The organism is Pseudofrankia coriaricola (assembly GCF_001854805.1).
Classification (GTDB): Bacteria; Actinomycetota; Actinomycetes; order Frankiales; family Frankiaceae; genus Pseudofrankia.
Genome location: NZ_MBLO01000210.1, coordinates 130319 through 144743 on the forward strand (window position 1 = coordinate 130319; position 14425 = coordinate 144743).

At 72.4% G+C, this 14425-nt stretch carries 14 protein-coding genes; all 14 read right to left on the reverse strand.

Going from position 1 to position 14425, the window contains the following annotated elements:
* Positions 1-12 precede the first annotated feature (12 nt).
* The 14 genes from BCD48_RS23665 to ftsY all read right to left on the reverse strand — a co-directional run bounded on the left by BCD48_RS23665 (position 13) and on the right by ftsY (position 14065).
* Positions 13-570, reverse strand: coding sequence for a hypothetical protein (locus BCD48_RS23665; protein ID WP_071050562.1), 558 nt, complete (start codon positions 568-570; stop codon positions 13-15).
* Positions 567-1910: a DNA-processing protein DprA gene (gene dprA, locus BCD48_RS23670; protein WP_083419089.1), complete on the reverse strand. Its 1344-nt coding sequence runs from the start codon at positions 1908-1910 to the stop codon at positions 567-569. The genes BCD48_RS23665 and dprA overlap by 4 nt, the downstream gene beginning before the upstream one ends.
* Complete coding sequence (locus tag BCD48_RS23675; RefSeq protein WP_071050563.1) at positions 1907-3490, reverse strand: YifB family Mg chelatase-like AAA ATPase; 1584 nt, start codon at positions 3488-3490, stop codon at positions 1907-1909. The genes dprA and BCD48_RS23675 overlap by 4 nt, the downstream gene beginning before the upstream one ends.
* Positions 3490-3882: a YraN family protein gene (locus BCD48_RS23680; protein ID WP_071050564.1), complete on the reverse strand. Its 393-nt coding sequence runs from the start codon at positions 3880-3882 to the stop codon at positions 3490-3492. The genes BCD48_RS23675 and BCD48_RS23680 overlap by 1 nt, the downstream gene beginning before the upstream one ends.
* A gap of 334 nt (positions 3883-4216) precedes the next feature.
* A complete protein-coding gene (locus tag BCD48_RS23685) occupies positions 4217-4513 on the reverse strand; it encodes a DUF2469 domain-containing protein (RefSeq protein ID WP_007516692.1) in 297 nt (98 codons plus the stop codon).
* Positions 4510-5229: a ribonuclease HII gene (locus BCD48_RS23690; protein ID WP_071050642.1), complete on the reverse strand. Its 720-nt coding sequence runs from the start codon at positions 5227-5229 to the stop codon at positions 4510-4512. The genes BCD48_RS23685 and BCD48_RS23690 overlap by 4 nt, the downstream gene beginning before the upstream one ends.
* A complete protein-coding gene (gene lepB, locus BCD48_RS47155; RefSeq protein ID WP_083419090.1) occupies positions 5226-6431 on the reverse strand; it encodes a signal peptidase I in 1206 nt (401 codons plus the stop codon). The genes BCD48_RS23690 and lepB overlap by 4 nt, the downstream gene beginning before the upstream one ends.
* 640 nt (positions 6432-7071) lie before the next feature.
* Positions 7072-7413, reverse strand: a complete 342-nt coding sequence (rplS, locus tag BCD48_RS23700) for a 50S ribosomal protein L19 (protein ID WP_071050565.1) — start codon at positions 7411-7413, stop codon at positions 7072-7074.
* A 357-nt stretch (positions 7414-7770) separates the two neighbouring features.
* On the reverse strand, positions 7771-8634 hold the full coding sequence (gene trmD, locus BCD48_RS23705) for a tRNA (guanosine(37)-N1)-methyltransferase TrmD (protein WP_241841944.1): 864 nt from the start codon (positions 8632-8634) through the stop codon (positions 7771-7773).
* Positions 8635-8752: 118 nt separating this feature from the next.
* On the reverse strand, positions 8753-9289 hold the full coding sequence (rimM, locus tag BCD48_RS23710) for a ribosome maturation factor RimM (RefSeq protein ID WP_071050566.1): 537 nt from the start codon (positions 9287-9289) through the stop codon (positions 8753-8755).
* Positions 9290-9478: 189 nt separating this feature from the next.
* Entirely contained in the window at positions 9479-9712 is a 234-nt protein-coding gene (locus tag BCD48_RS23715) for an RNA-binding protein (RefSeq protein ID WP_071050567.1), read from the reverse strand.
* Positions 9713-10138, reverse strand: a complete 426-nt coding sequence (gene rpsP, locus BCD48_RS23720; protein WP_071050568.1) for a 30S ribosomal protein S16 — start codon at positions 10136-10138, stop codon at positions 9713-9715. It abuts the gene before it with no gap.
* Positions 10139-10455: 317 nt separating this feature from the next.
* Entirely contained in the window at positions 10456-12027 is a 1572-nt protein-coding gene (ffh, locus tag BCD48_RS23725; RefSeq protein WP_071050569.1) for a signal recognition particle protein, read from the reverse strand.
* 868 nt (positions 12028-12895) lie between these two features.
* Entirely contained in the window at positions 12896-14065 is a 1170-nt protein-coding gene (ftsY, locus tag BCD48_RS23730) for a signal recognition particle-docking protein FtsY (RefSeq protein WP_071050570.1), read from the reverse strand.
* Positions 14066-14425 lie beyond the last annotated feature (360 nt).

Genomic DNA, 14425 nt, shown 5'->3' on the forward strand with positions numbered 1-14425 from the left:
CCGGACGGCCGGTCAGTTGTCCGTCTCGGGGCCGGGCTGCGCGGGGGAAGATCCGGCAAATGCCTGGCGGGGAGTCGCGGAGGGACGCGGGGCCGCAATCGCCAGGTGTCCGACTGGGGCTACGTCGTGGCCCTCGTCCGCGCCGCAGCGCCAGATCACCTCGTCGGCCGGAGTCCGGGCTTCGGCGCGAAGCGCCGCGCCGTGCCGCGGGCAGCGCGGCCAGGCATGCCAGAGGATCTCCGCGAAGCACTCCTGCACACCCAGGGCGACGGCGAGAACGGCTTCGTCCCCCTCGGCGCCGAGAGGCAACGGCCCGGCACCCGCCGGCCAGAACCGTCCGTCCGGCAGGGCCACGAAGAACCCCTGCTCGGTGCCGACCAGTCGGAACCGGCTGCTCCCCGCGACGGCGAGTCCGGTGGCCTCGCCCGAGCCGTCGCCGTCCAGGTCGAGGCCACCAGTCCCGTCGTCGTCGGTGCCGATGGCGGGACCGTCACCCGGATGGCTGTCGAGGTCGCGCTGGACAAGCCGCAGGGCGGCACGCAGTCCGGCGAGCTGATTGTTCGGGGTCATGGGTTTACCTCCCGCATCGGGAACAAGGCGTCATCGTCCGCATCCGCGTTGGGCATGCCGACGTGGGACGTGCCGGCCGGGGCCGAGCCGGCCGGGTCGGGTGCCGCGGGGTGGCGCTGGGCCAGCGAGGGCCGGGTCGGCCGAGGCCGGTCCGGACCGCGTCCGAGCGCGGTCAGCCGGTAGCCGTCCGGCCTGGACTCGAGGAGTCCTTCCAGTTCGAGCGGGCCGAGCATGGCGAGCACCTCGTTGGGTTCCCGGCCGATTCGCCGCGCCAGCACCGCGACGCCGGCGACGCCGCGCGTCGGCATGGCCTCCAGCAGGGCGTGAACCGCCGCGGGCAGATCGTCGCGTGGGCCGGTGGGAACGCCCGCGGGGCCGCCAGCGAGACCAACCGGCCCGATCTCCTCCTCGATGTCGCGCGCGTCGGTGACCAGCGCACAGTCCTCGCGGTGGTCACGCAGCAGCCGGTGGCAGCCGGCCGACATCGCGCTGGTCACCGGGCCGGGGACGACCATGAGCCCGCGGCCCAGCCGGCGGGCATGCCGCGCGGTACTGAGCGCGCCGCTGCGCACACCCGCCTCGACCAACACGGTGCCTCTGGTGAGCGCGGCGATAAGTCGGTTACGGATGAGAAAACGTCGACGCAGCGGGGGGCTGCCCAGCGGCACTTCACTGACCAGCAGACCGTTACCACGGATCTCTTCGAGCAACCGCGCGTGCGCGGCCGGGTAGGGGATGTCGACGCCGCAGGCGAGCACGGCCGCCGTCATTCCGCCGCCGGCGAGAGCGCCTCGGTGCGCGGCGGCGTCGATCCCGAACGCCGCGCCCGAGACGACCGTCCACTCCCGTTCGGCCAACGCGCATGCCAGCTCGCTCGCGACGTGCTGCCCGTAGGCGGTGGCGGCCCGGCTGCCGACAACCGCGACGCCGCGCTGGTCACCGTCCGTGAGAACCTTCCGCGCGGCGTCGGCTTCGCCAAGGACCCAGAGCGCGAGCGGCGCGCCGTACTCCGGCTCGCCCCGCTCCGCCACCCGGTCCAGGCCGTCGAGGCCCGACGGCCAGCCCGGGTCCCCGGGGCAGACCAGCCACCCACCGAGCTGGCGCAGCCGGTCCAGGTCGCGGCGCGGCTCGATGTCCGGATGCTCGGCGCGGATCTGGGCCCAGGCCTCGGCGGGGCCAACGGTGCGCAGCAGACCCGCCAGTCGCACGTTGCCATACCCGACGAGGTGCGAAAGTGCCGCCCGCGCGAGCCGGTCCGCCGAGCCCTCGCCGTCTGGAGCGCCGTCAAGGCCCAGGCCAGCCTGCCCGGCCTGCCCGGCGGGAGAATCTGGCGCGTTCATGCTTCCCGCCCGGGGATGCGCAGGCTCAACGCGAGGCCGAGCTCCGTCCCACCAGGCCGGTCCAGGCCACGCAGGTCGGCCAGCGTCCACGCGACCCGCAGCACCCGGTCGAGACCGCGAGCGGTGAGCGACCCGGTCTCGTAGGCCCGGTCGGCGGCGAACGTGACCGACGGCGACAGCGGCCAGCGGCGCCGCAACGTCGCGCCGGGCACCTCCGCGTTCGTCCGCCACGGGGTGCCGTGCAACCGCGCGGCCATGGCCGCCCGCGCCTGGGCGACCCGCTCGGCGACCAGCGCGCTGGACTCGGCCGAGCCGACGTCCGCCCGCAGCTCAGCCCGGCTGGGTGCTCCGAGCTCGACCTGCAGGTCGATCCGGTCGAGCAGGGGGCCGGACAGCCGCGCCTGGTAGCGGCGCCGGACCATGCTGGGGCACTCGCAGGCGTTCGCGCCCCTGACGCCGGTCTTGGCACACGGGCATGGGTTGGCCGCCAGTACCAGCAGGAACCGGGCGGGGAACCGGGTGGTCATCCGCGCCCTCGCGATCTCGATCATGCCGCTTTCCAGCGGCTGCCGCAGCGCGTCGAGCGCGGTCCGCCCGAATTCGGGGGCCTCATCCAAGAAAAGAATCCCGCGGTGTGCCTGGCAGGCGAGCCCGGGACGGATCACGGTGGTGCCGGCGCCGACCAGCGCGGCCGGCGTCGCGCTGTGGTGCGGGCTGCGGTAAGGCGGACGGCTGACCAGCGGCGTGTCGGAGGGCAGTACGCCGGCCACCGAGTGCACGGCCGTCACCTCGATGGCCGCCTCTAGGTCCAGATCAGGCAGGAGCCCTGGCAGCCGTTCGGCCAGCATCGTCTTACCGCCGCCCGGCGGCCCCTGCATGTACAGGTGATGGCCGCCGCCGGCGGCGACCTCGACCGCGAGCCGGCCGCGGCTCTGCCCGGCGACGTCGGCGAGGTCAAGATCCGTCTCGTCCGTCCACGCGGGGCCGGGGTTCCTGCCGGATCGACGAAGCCGACCCGGGAGGTCCGCGACGTCGCCCGCCATGGCCAGAGCCGGCTCGGGCTCGTACTCACCGCGCAGCAGACCGATCGCGCTGCGCAGGTCAGGGACCGGCTCGACCTCGGCGCCGGGGACGAGCGCCGCCTCGGCGGCGTTACGCACCGGGACCACCACCCTGCTCACGCCCGCGCCCACGGCGGCCAGCACCGCTGGCAGCACGCCGCGCACCGGGCGCACCCGCCCGTCCAGCGCGAGCTCGCCGAGCACCACGCGTCGGCGCGGGTCGGGCAACGGGACGACACCCGCGGCGGCGAGGATCGCGAGTGCCACCGCCAGGTCGAAGGAGCTGCCTGACTTCGGCAGGGTCGCCGGGAACAGCCCGACGGTGATCCGCTCGTCAGGCCATTTCTGCCCGGAGTTGAGGACCGCGGCACGGACTCGGTCGCGGGCCTCGGCGAGCGCCGCGTCGGGCAGCCCGATCAGCGCGAGGCCGGGCAGGCCGCCGGAAAGGTGGGCCTCCACCTCCACCAGGTGGCCCTCGACACCGACGACGGCGACGGCGAGGGTCCGAGCCAGGGCCATCAGAACGCCCCGCGCCGGTGCTCGACGCGCATCGCCCCGGGCTCGCCCGGTATCACGTCGCGGCTGACCGCCAACAGGTCGAAACGCACCGGGCCGCGCACGCGCGGGTGCTCCGCGAGCCAGCGCACGGCCAGCAGGCGCACCCGGGCGGCCTTGCGGCCCACGACGGCCTCCGCCGGTGTGCCGAACCGCGTTCCGGAGCGGGTCTTGACCTCACAGAACACCAGCGTGCCCGCCTCGCGGGCGACGATGTCCAGCTCGCCCTCGCGGCACCGCCAGTTCCGGTCGAGGATCTCGGCGCCGCACTTGACGAGGTGGCGCGCGGCCAGTTCCTCACCGAACCGACCGAGCACGTCCTTGGCCTGGTGGCCCGTTCTTGGCCTGGATGTCACAGCCGGACCCCCGCCGTCCGCCGGCCGTCCACGACCGGCTTCACCCGAGCGGCGTGGCCTGGCTGTTGCCAGGACGGTGCGCCGCCCACGGCGGCTGCTGCCGCCAGCGGGATCAGCGTGCGAGCCCGGCGGCCCCGCGTCGAGGCCGCCCGACGCTCCTGTGGACAACGGTCCGCCGTCCACAGAAGTGGCAGGAAGACGGGTCAGCCAGGAGGGGCCTCACCGGCCACGGCCCACCCGAACCCGGGGCTCGGCGCGAGACACCAGCCGCCGAGCCGTCACGTCAGGCCGGGCGCAACCAGTGACCGGGAGTACGGGGAATGTGGCCTCCGCGCTACAGCTCCGCCTTCGTGAGCTCCTCGACGTTGACGTCCTTGAACGTGACAACCCGGACGTTCTTCACGAAACGCGCGGGCCGGAACATGTCCCACACCCAGGCGTCCCGCAGCGTCAGCTCGAAGAAGACCTCGCCGTCCGAGGTGTTCCGGACGTCGATCTTGTACTCGTTGGCGAGGTAGAAGCGGCGTTCGGTCTCGATGACATACGAGAAGAGCCCGACCACGTCCCGGTACTCCCGATAGAGCTGCAGCTCCATCTCGGTCTCGTACTTCTCGAGGTCCTCGGCGCTCATACGGTCTCCGTGTCCTGCCGGCCGGCCACTGCCACGGTCTCCTCCAGCCGCACCGATCGAAAGTCCCCACCCTGCGCGACCAGGGACTGGACATTGACATACGACAGGCGGTGCTCCTTGCACGGCCCGTGTAGCGCCAGTGCCGCGGCGTGCGCGGCGGTGACGTATCCCTTGTGCTGCGCGAAATCGTACTCGCCATAGCGCTCGTGCAGCCGGCACATGATCCGGTCCCGAGTGACCTTGGCGATGACGGAGGCGGCCGCGACGCAGCCCGCGACCCGGTCGCCCTTTCGCACCGCGAGCGACGGCGCGTCGATCCCAGGGACCGGGAACCCGTCGACGAGCACATATCCCGGCCGTACCGCGAGGCGCGCCACGGCGCGACGCATCCCGGCGATGTTCATGACGTGCAGCCCGTGCCGATCGATGTCGGCCGCCGGGATCACGACCACGGACCACGCCGACGCCACGGCCGTCACGTCGTCATAGACGCGTTCCCTGACCCGCTCGGTCAGCAGCTTGGAGTCGGCGAGGGCACTGAGGCGCCCGGTCCTGCGCGGATCAAGGATGACCGCGGCCACCACCAGCGGGCCGGCGCAGGCGCCACGGCCCGCCTCGTCGACGCCGGCCACCGGGCCAAGACCGCGGCGCGCGAGCGCTCGCTCGTAGCCGAACAGACCGCTGTCGCGCCGGATGACCACGCCCGGGGGCCTCATCGCGAACGTCGCCACCGCGCCCACCGTCGTCCGTTTCGACACGACGCCCGCCCGCCGCCCGGCCCGCGGCCCGGCGACAGCCCGCGTCGGCCGCCGCCGGCATGAATGGCGAGTGCGAGCACGCCGACGAGAGGCACCGAAGCGGGCGTTCCGACCGGCAGCGACTCATCGCCCTGGGTACCGGGAGTGGCGGTGCCGGTGACGGGACGCGCCGAGCTGGCCGCCGGAATGCCATGGAAGGTGCCGGGAACGGTGAGGAAACCGAACCGGCTGAGTGGCCAGACGCGCACGAACGCGCGGCCGACGACGGCGCTGGTCGGGATCGTCCCGTTCGCGCGCGAGTCTGACGAGGCGCCGCGGTGATCGCCCATCACCCACAGCCGGCCATCGGGCACCTTCACCGGGGCGAAGGGCTGGAAGTCGTTCTCGAAGACATACGGCTCGTCGAGCGCCTTGCCGTTGACCATGACCCGGTTGTCGCTGTCGCAGCAGCTCACGGTGTCGCCACCGACGCCGATGACTCGTTTGATGAAGTCCTTGTCGCTGGGCGCGCCCAGACCGAGCAGGTTCTGGGTGCCGCGGACGAACCGGCTGAACCCGTTGCTCGGCGGGGCGATCACCGACTCGTGGCTCTGGAAACCGGTCCCGTCCCCGTTGAACACGACGATGTCGCCGCGGTGGACGTCACGGAAGTGGTAGACGACCTTGTTCACCAGCACCCGGTCGTTGATGAGCAGCGTCCGCTCCATCGACTCCGACGGGATCCAGAAGGCCTGTACGAGCAGGGCCTTGATCAGCAGCGCCAGGACGAAGGCGATGAGCACGAGAACGGGCAGCTCGCGCAGGAACGAGCCGCGCCCGTCCTCGCGGTCGCCGCGCCCGGGCCGCGCGCGCCCGGGGTTCCTGCCCGATCGGCGAAGCCGATCGGGCAGGTCCGCGTCGCGTACCCGCCGACCTAGGCGGGTTGTGGGCTTGGCGGAGTCATCGGGCTCGTCGGCGACGCGGTCGCCCTCGGCGTCACCGTCGCCGGCCGCCGGACCGAGGCCGTCGTCGTCCCAGGCACCGCGGTCCGCGGCTGGCGCGGGCCCGCGCGCGGGCCGTGACCCGCCGGCCGGCGACCGCCCGGAGCCCAGGCCGGCCCCAGCAGGCAACGCGCCTCCGATATCGGCCGGGTCCGGAGTGCCCTGCTCGGACGAGCTCACTACGCCACCTCACGTTGTGATCCTCGGCGGGGCCGGGACCCCGGCGCCTCGCCAGGCAGGCCCGTGACCACACGATGTCGACCAGCCGGGGTATTCGAGTTCCCGAGCGCGGCAGCCGTTATCCCCGCCTGCCGGCGCTCGGTCACGACCCGTCTATCTTCGTCCATCCGCCCGGAGCACGCCCGCACGCACCCATCCCCGCCACGCCGAGCATGGGCGGACGTTGTTCAGAGTCGTCCGGTCTTGGAGCGGGTGACGCAGCCCCAGCACCTGGTGCGAGCAGAGCACCAGCGTCCGGGCCGGCTCGGAGCAACCGGGCGGGGACACATCCCGCGCCCGGTATCCGCGCGCCTGAAGGCGCCGGCCTAACGCCTTCCGCGCTTCCGACCTCACACAGGCCGCGCGCTCAGCGCCCGACCGGGGTTCCACCAAGACAGATGACAGGACCCGCCGGATCGGCGGAACCCGGTCCCTACCGGATCGGCGGAACCCGCGGTTCCTGCCGGATCGCGGAGCGATCTGGGAGGTCTGCTGGGAGGCTTCTGGCGGGTGTCTGCTGGGAGGTCAGCGATCTGAGGTCAGACTCAGCGCGCGCTGGCGCGCTTGTGGCGAAGCGCTTCGCGCTTCGCCACAGTCCGCCTTACCGCTTCTCCTTGATCTTAGCGGCCTTGCCGCGCAGGTCGCGCAGGTAGTACAGCTTGGCCCGGCGGACGGCACCGCGGGTCACGATCTCGATCTTCGAAACGATCGGGCTGTGCACCGGGAAGGTGCGCTCCACACCGACGCCGAAGCTGACCTTGCGGACGGTGAACGTCTCCCGCAGTCCATCGCCCTGCCGGCGGACCACGACGCCCTGGAAGACCTGGATGCGCTGGCGGCTTCCCTCGACCACGCGCACGTGGACCTTGAGGGTGTCGCCCGGCCAGAACTCGGGCACGTCGGTCCTCAGCGACTCGGCGTCGAGGCTGTCCAGGGTTTGCATGGCAGTCGCTTCCTCAGTGGTGGCAGTTGGTCCTAGGCATCGCTTGGTCCGTGGCGACACCGGTCTGTGCCGACCGGCGGGCCTGACGCCGGACCAGGAACTGATCCGGACCTCTCAGATCGGCTTCGCCGACCCGAGAGGAACGCCGAGGGTCCTCGCGGCGAGCCGCGCCTAAGGCGGCGAACTCGTCACGATCATCAAGGCCGGGCACCCGACTGGGCCGGAACCTGGCGCGCTGTGTCAAGCACGCGTCAGGTCGCCGACGCCGAGACCCGGCCGAGCCGGCCACGGACCGGCGGACACTGCATCCTACTGTGCCACACGACCGGCCCGTCGCATCGCGGCGGGCCACCACGATCACTCGGCCCGTGAGGCCGTGTCGCGGGGGACGGTGTCCCGTGGCGCGGCGTCGACCGCCGTCCGGAGAGGTTCGTCCGGTTCGGCCGACTCCGCGACGGCGCTGGCCGCGCCGGCCGGCGGATGCGACTCCCTCGCCAGAGCCTGGGCGACGACCAACCGGTCACGGTCGTCGAGCTCGAGCGACGTGAGCAGGTCCGGACGGCGCTGGGCGGTCCGGCGCAACGCCTGCTCACGCCGCCATCGGGCTATCGCGCCGTGGTCGCCGGAAAGCAGCACGTCCGGGACCCGATGCCCCGCCCACTCGGGTGGACGGGTGTAAACCGGCCCCTCGAGCAACCCGTGTGCGAACGAGTCGTCCGTGACCGATTCGGCGTTGCCGACGGCGCCGGGCAGCAGCCGGGTGATTGCCTCGAGCATGACGAGCGTCGCGACCTCTCCGCCGGAGAGCACATAGTCGCCGATGGAGACCTCGTCATCGGCCCAGGCATCGACGATGCGGGCGTCGATGCCCTCGTATCGGCCGCAGCAGAAGACCAGCCAGGGCTCGGCGGCCAGCTCGGCCGCGTAGGCCTGGGTGAAGGGACGCCCGGCCGGAGTCGGGACGATCACACGCGGCCGCGGCGCGGGCCCGCCCGAGCCCGCGATCGAGCGCAGCGCCGCGTCCCACGGCTCGGGGCGCATGACCATGCCTGGCCCGCCGCCGTAAGGCGTGTCGTCGACGGTCCGGTGCCGGTCGGTCGCCCAGTCCCTCAGGTCGCGGGTGTGGATCTCCACCATGCCGCGGTCGCGGGCCTTGCCGAGCAGCGAGAGACGCAGGGGCTCCAGATAGGCCGGGAAGATCGTGAGCACGTCCACCCGCATGCCGGGTATCCCTCCTTCCCACCAGCGGCTGGGCCGAAGGAGGCCGCAAGGATGCTCTTCCTTCATGCCTCCGGAGGGCGTTGAGCCACGCGGAGGGCCCCGGCTACGCGGCCTGCCGTCAGCCGAGATCCAGCAGGCCAGGCGGGGCGTCCACGACGATCCGGCCGCCGGCCCGGTCAACGGTGGGGACGATGTCGTGGACGAACGGCACGAGGTGCTCGCCGCCGTCAGGCTTGCCGATCGCCAGCAACTCGCCGGCCGCGGTGTGCACGATGTCGGTCACCTCGCCGAGCGGGCTCCCATCCGGGGTAACGGCCCGCAGGCCGACCAGGTCACGGTCCCACCAGAATTCGCCGTCATCGTCCGGCTCATCCGGGTCCGCCGCGTCGCCTGCCTGATCCGCGTCGATCGTGAGCACAGTCCCACGCAGTGCCTCGGCCGCGTTCCGGTCGGCCACGCCCTCGAAGCGCAGGAGGAGCCGCCCGGAGTGCCACCGCGACTCGGCGATCACCAGGTCCGGCCCATCACCGGACCGGTCGAACCGGGCACCGACGGTGAACCGGCGCTCGGGCACGTCGGTCCGGACGTCGATGGTCACGTCGCCGCGAACGCCGTGCGCCTTCCCGACCCGTCCCACAACGATCGCGTCACCCATGGCCGGCCCGCATGCCTACCCGCGCTGGCCGAAGCACTTTCCCCGCCGGCCCGCTCACGCGGATCTGGACCTCCCGGCAGGCCTCCCAGACCACTGACCCACCAGGTCGCCGACCCGGCAGGAACCCGGTCGCCGGTCTGGGAGGAGCCACGAGGGATTGCCCGCGGTGAGCAAGGCCCACCGCCCACCTCACCGGTCGACGTCGACGACGTCGACACGCAGCCCGCGACCGCCGACGCCGGCCATGACGGTACGCAACGCCTTGGCGGTCCGGCCACGCCGACCGATCACTTTCCCGAGGTCGTCGGGATGCACCCGGACCTCGAGGGTGCGGCCGCGTCGGTTCGACAGCAGGTCCACTCGGACGTCCTCCGGGTGGTCGACGATCCCTCGAACGAGGTGTTCGAGCGCCGATTCGAGCACCTACTGCCCCGCGGCCGGCGTCTCGTCGCCTTCGGCGGCGGGCTTGCTCTTCTTCTTCGGCGTGGTGGCCGGCTTCTCCTCGAGACCGGCGGCCTCGCGCGCCGCGGCCTGGAAGACCTCGCGCCGGTCGACCTTGGGAGCCGCGACCTTCATCGGCTCGGGCGCCGGCAGGCCCTTGAACTTCTGCCAGTCACCGGTGACCTTGAGCAGGACAAGCACCGGGTCGGTCGGCTGCGCGCCGACGGACAGCCAATGGGCGGCCCGCTCGCCATCCACGATGATGGTGCTGGGGTCGTCCTTCGGGTGGTACTGGCCGATGGCCTCGATGACCCGGCCGTCCCGCTTGGTGCGGGCGTCGGCGACGACGATGCGGTAGTGCGGCTCACGCATCTTGCCGGTGCGCTGCAGCTTGATCTTGGTTGCCACGGTTGTTGAAAAGCTCCATTGCTTGAGGGCCACGCGGAGGCGCGGCACCGGGGTGGGGGGATGATCCTCCCCCGAAGTCTGCGTACTGGCCCGCCGGCCCGTCACGTCGACGCTGACGGGCGTGGGCTCGTGCGCCCCTACAGTTTGCCAGATCGTCTCCGCGGCTGGACGCCCGCCACCCGTCACGACCGACCCGGCCGGCTTCCCGGCCCGGAAGGCGTAGGCCCAGCCATGCGGACCGATCCCTGACAGCGTATGCCGGGCGCCGAGCCCTGAGCCCGCCGAACCCTGAGCCGGTGGCACCGAGCGCGGCCGTCCTAGCGACCGCGGCGTCCGGGCTGGTTGAAGGCGCCGGGCTTGAGCAGGGCGGACAGGTCGACGTCCCCCACCCCCGCGGGCGGCATGCCGCCCGGCAGTCCGTCGACGCCGGGGGGCCCGCTCACGCGACCGCCGCCGGCCTGCTTGGACTTGGCCTGTGCCGCCTGCGCGGCGCGCGCCGCGGGGTTGCCCTTCTTGCTTGCGCCCTTGCCCTTCTTCGGCGCCTTACGAGCCTGTGCCGCCTTCCCCCGCCCCATTCCCGGGATGCCAGCGCCGTTCGCGAGCTGACGCATCATCTTGCGCGCCTCGCCGAACCGGTCCAGCAGCTGGTTGACCTCGGTGACAGTGACCCCGGATCCTCGGGCCACCCGCTCCTTGCGGCTCTTCTGCAGGATGCTCGGGTCGCTCCGCTCGCCCGGCGTCATCGACCGGATGATCGCGACGACCCGGTCGACGTCCCGATCGTCGATCTGGGACAGCTGATCCTTCATCTGGCCCATGCCGGGCAGCATTCCGAGCAGGTTGCCGATCGGCCCCAGCCGGCGGACGGCCAGCATCTGGTTGAGGAAGTCCTCGAGGGTGAACTCCGACGCGGCCATCTTCCGCGCCATCTCTTCGGCCTCGTCCTGATCGAAGGCCTGCTCGGCCTGCTCGATCAGGGTGAGGACGTCACCCATGCCCAGGATGCGCGACGCCATCCGCTCCGGGTGGAAGACGTCGAAGTCCGCGAGCGCCTCGCCGGTGGACGCGAACATGATCGGCCGACCGGTGACGTGCGCGACCGACAGCGCGGCGCCGCCGCGGGCATCACCGTCGAGCTTCGTGAGCACGACACCGCTGAAGCCGACTCCGTCGAGGAACGCCAGCGCCGTGGTGACGGCGTCCTGGCCGACCATCGCGTCGACGACGAAGAGGATCTCGTCCGGGTCGACGGCGTCGCGGATGTCGGCCGCCTGTCGCATCATCTCCTCGTCGATGCCGAGGCGGCCGGCGGTGTCGACGACGACCACGTCGTGGACCTGCCGGCGGGCGTGGGCGATGGCGTCGCGGGCGACCGCGACCGGGTCACCGACACCGTTGCCCGGCTCGGGGGCGAACACCTCGACGCCAGCCCTCGACCCGACGACCTGCAGCTGGTTCACCGCGTTCGGGCGCTGCAGGTCGGCGGCCACCAGCAGCGGCGTGTGCCCCTGCTTCTTCAGCCACGTGCCGAGCTTGCCGGCGAGCGTCGTCTTACCAGTGCCCTGCAGACCGGCGAGCAGAATCACCGTCGGCGGCGTCTTGGCCATCCGCAGCGTCGTGGTGCCGCCGCCGAGGATGCCGACGAGCTCCTCGTTGACGATCTTGATGACCTGCTGGGCCGGGTTCAGCGCCTGGCTGACCGCGACACCGCGGGCACGCTCCTTGACCGCCGCGACGAACGCGCGGACGACCGGTAGCGCGACGTCGGCCTCGAGCAGCGCGACCCGGATCTCCCGCGCGGTGGCGTCGATGTCCGCCTCGGACAGCCGACCCCGGCCGCGCAGCGACTTGAAGACCGTGTCGAGCCGGCTGGACAGGGTGTCGAACACGCGCACTCTCCGGGATCGCTGGCCTGTGGTGGGAGGGGCCCGTCCGCGCGGCCACCGGCCGGCCCGACCACCCCGACGAGCCGCCGACCGCCACCACATCGGGCGAACGCGACTCGGCGGAAGAATCGCTTACCACGCCCCGGGCAGCATTGGAACGGACAGTCCTAGGGTACGCATTCGGACCGGCCCCCGCCCCAAGGGTGAACCCAAACGCCGTCGCATCGTCATAGGCCTCGATCCGGAACCACGTGTGAGCAGAGTCCTGCCGGATCGGCGACAGGGTCCCTACCGGATCCGGGTCCCTGCCCGATTGGCGACAGGGTCCCTGCCGGATCGCGAAGCCGGGGTTCCTGCCGGATCGCGAAGCGATCTGGGAGGTCTGCTGGGAGGTCTGCTGGGAGGTAAGCGATCGGGGAGGTCTGGGAGCCGATCTGGGAGGTTAGCGATCTGGGGAGGTCAGGCTCAGCGCCCGCCCGCCAGGCTGGCGCGAAGCGCCAAGCCGCGGCGCCAGCCGGTCCGGCGAGGCATGCCGCACGGACTCGGGCAGGCGATGACCGCCAGCCGGGTCCGCCCTCTCCGTTGAGGAGGGCGGGACACCTCGCCGGACGCTGGCTTCCCCGGCCGGACCTCGCCAGTGGGGACCCTCGCGGACGTGCGTGGCGCGGTCAGCGGGCCAAAGAAGACCGCCCGAAGATGCTAGATCGAGCCCGGGGCCGAAATAAAGACCTGGGGGCAACTTGGTGTGTCTCAGGCCACATCCGGACTTCGCGGCCGCCCCCGCCACCCTGTGGGCTCATCGGCCGGCAGCGGAGAACCGACACGAAAGACACCATCCGGCCGGCCGGCCTACGAGGCCGCGCGAGGCAGGTCAGCCGACGGGGTCACCGAGCAGGGCGTCGACGAAGCCCTCGGGCTCAAACGGCGCGAGGTCGTCGGGACCCTCACCCAGGCCGACCAGCTTGACCGGGACGCCCAGCTCGCGCTGGACGGCGATGACGATCCCCCCCTTGGCGGTGCCGTCCAGCTTGGTGAGGGCGACGCCGGTGATGTCGACGGCCTCGGCGAAGACCCGCGCCTGGGTGAGGGCGTTCTGGCCGGTCGTCGCGTCCAGCACGAGGATCACCTCGTCGACCGGGCTCTGCTTGACGACGACCCTTTTGATCTTAGAAAGCTCGTCCATCAGGCCCACCTTGGTGTGCAGGCGGCCGGCTGTGTCGATCACGACGGTATCGACGCCGTCCACGATGCCCTGCTTCACCGCCTCGAAGGCGACCGACGCCGGGTCCGCGCCCTCCGGCCCGCGGACGGTGACCGCTCCGACCCGGCCGCCCCAGGTCTCCAGCTGGTCGGCGGCGGCGGCGCGGAACGTGTCCGCAGCCCCGAGCACGACCGACCGGCCGTCGGCCACCAGCAGCCGCGCGATCTTGCCGCAGGTGGTCGTCTTACCGGTGCCGTTGACGCCGACGACCAGCATGACCGCGGGTCGATCCTCGGCCGAGACGCGCAGCGACCGGTCGGCGGTGGTGCCGATCTGGGCGAGCAGCTCGTCGCGCAGCATCTCCCGCACGTCGTTGTAGCTACGGGCCCCGAGCACGGCGGTGCGCTCCCGCAGCGCCGTGACGAGCTCGCCGGTCGCGCCGACGCCCACGTCGGCGAGCAGCAGCGTCGACTCGACGTCCTCCCAGTCGTCGTCGGAGAGCTCGTCGCCGGACAGCAGTGACAGCAGGCCGCGGCCGAGCGACGACTGCGAGCGGGCCAGCCGGGCGCGCAGCCGGACGAGCCGGCCCACCGCCGGCGCCGGCACCTCGAGGCCGGGCGGTTCAGCCACCTCGGCTGGCGCGCCCGCCTCGGCCTCCTGCGCGCGAGGTGGTGCCTCCAGCGTGCCGACACCGCCGGCCGGCGCGGTCCCGGTCAGCTCCTCGGCGCCGGAGCGGGCCCGCGGCAGCCGGGGCCGGCGGCGCACGGCGTTGCCAACGAGCGCGCCGGCCGCGACCACCAGCACGACGGCGACCACGACGATGATGTACAGGTACTCCACGCTTCGATCCTTCCAGCCCTCGCGAGTCGAGGTCGTCCCGCCCCAAGCACCGCCATGGCCACAGCGCCTGCATCACGCCAACACAGCCACCTCAGTAGGTGCGATGCCGCTCCGACGAGCAAGGCGCACACCTTCCAGCCCGGCGAGCCGAGGTCGTCCCGCCCCAAGCACCGCCATGGCCAAAGCACCTGCACCCGCCAGCCCAACCTCAGTAGGTGCGATATCGCTCCGACGAGCAAGGCGCGCAACCCAGCCACAGATGGTGACGGCGCATCAGCGCGGCGCCAAGCCAGCCACCTCGTCAGCCCGGGATCGGCCCCACCACCGCCATAAGCCAGGGCCCGGAACCACGTGGGGAGG

Bases quoted from the DNA above. Each gene is read 5' to 3' on its own strand.
- BCD48_RS23665 (WP_071050562.1), bottom strand. From the start codon at position 570: ATGACCCCGAACAATCAGCTCGCCGGACTGCGTGCCGCCCTGCGGCTT.
- dprA (WP_083419089.1), bottom strand. From the start codon at position 1,910: ATGAACGCGCCAGATTCTCCCGCCGGGCAGGCCGGGCAGGCTGGCCTG.
- BCD48_RS23675 (WP_071050563.1), bottom strand. From the start codon at position 3,490: ATGGCCCTGGCTCGGACCCTCGCCGTCGCCGTCGTCGGTGTCGAGGGC.
- BCD48_RS23685 (WP_007516692.1), bottom strand. From the start codon at position 4,513: ATGAGCGCCGAGGACCTCGAGAAGTACGAGACCGAGATGGAGCTGCAG.
- BCD48_RS23690 (WP_071050642.1), bottom strand. From the start codon at position 5,229: ATGAGGCCCCCGGGCGTGGTCATCCGGCGCGACAGCGGTCTGTTCGGC.
- rplS (WP_071050565.1), bottom strand. From the start codon at position 7,413: ATGCAAACCCTGGACAGCCTCGACGCCGAGTCGCTGAGGACCGACGTG.
- trmD (WP_241841944.1), bottom strand. From the start codon at position 8,634: ATGCGGGTGGACGTGCTCACGATCTTCCCGGCCTATCTGGAGCCCCTG.
- rimM (WP_071050566.1), bottom strand. From the start codon at position 9,289: ATGGGTGACGCGATCGTTGTGGGACGGGTCGGGAAGGCGCACGGCGTT.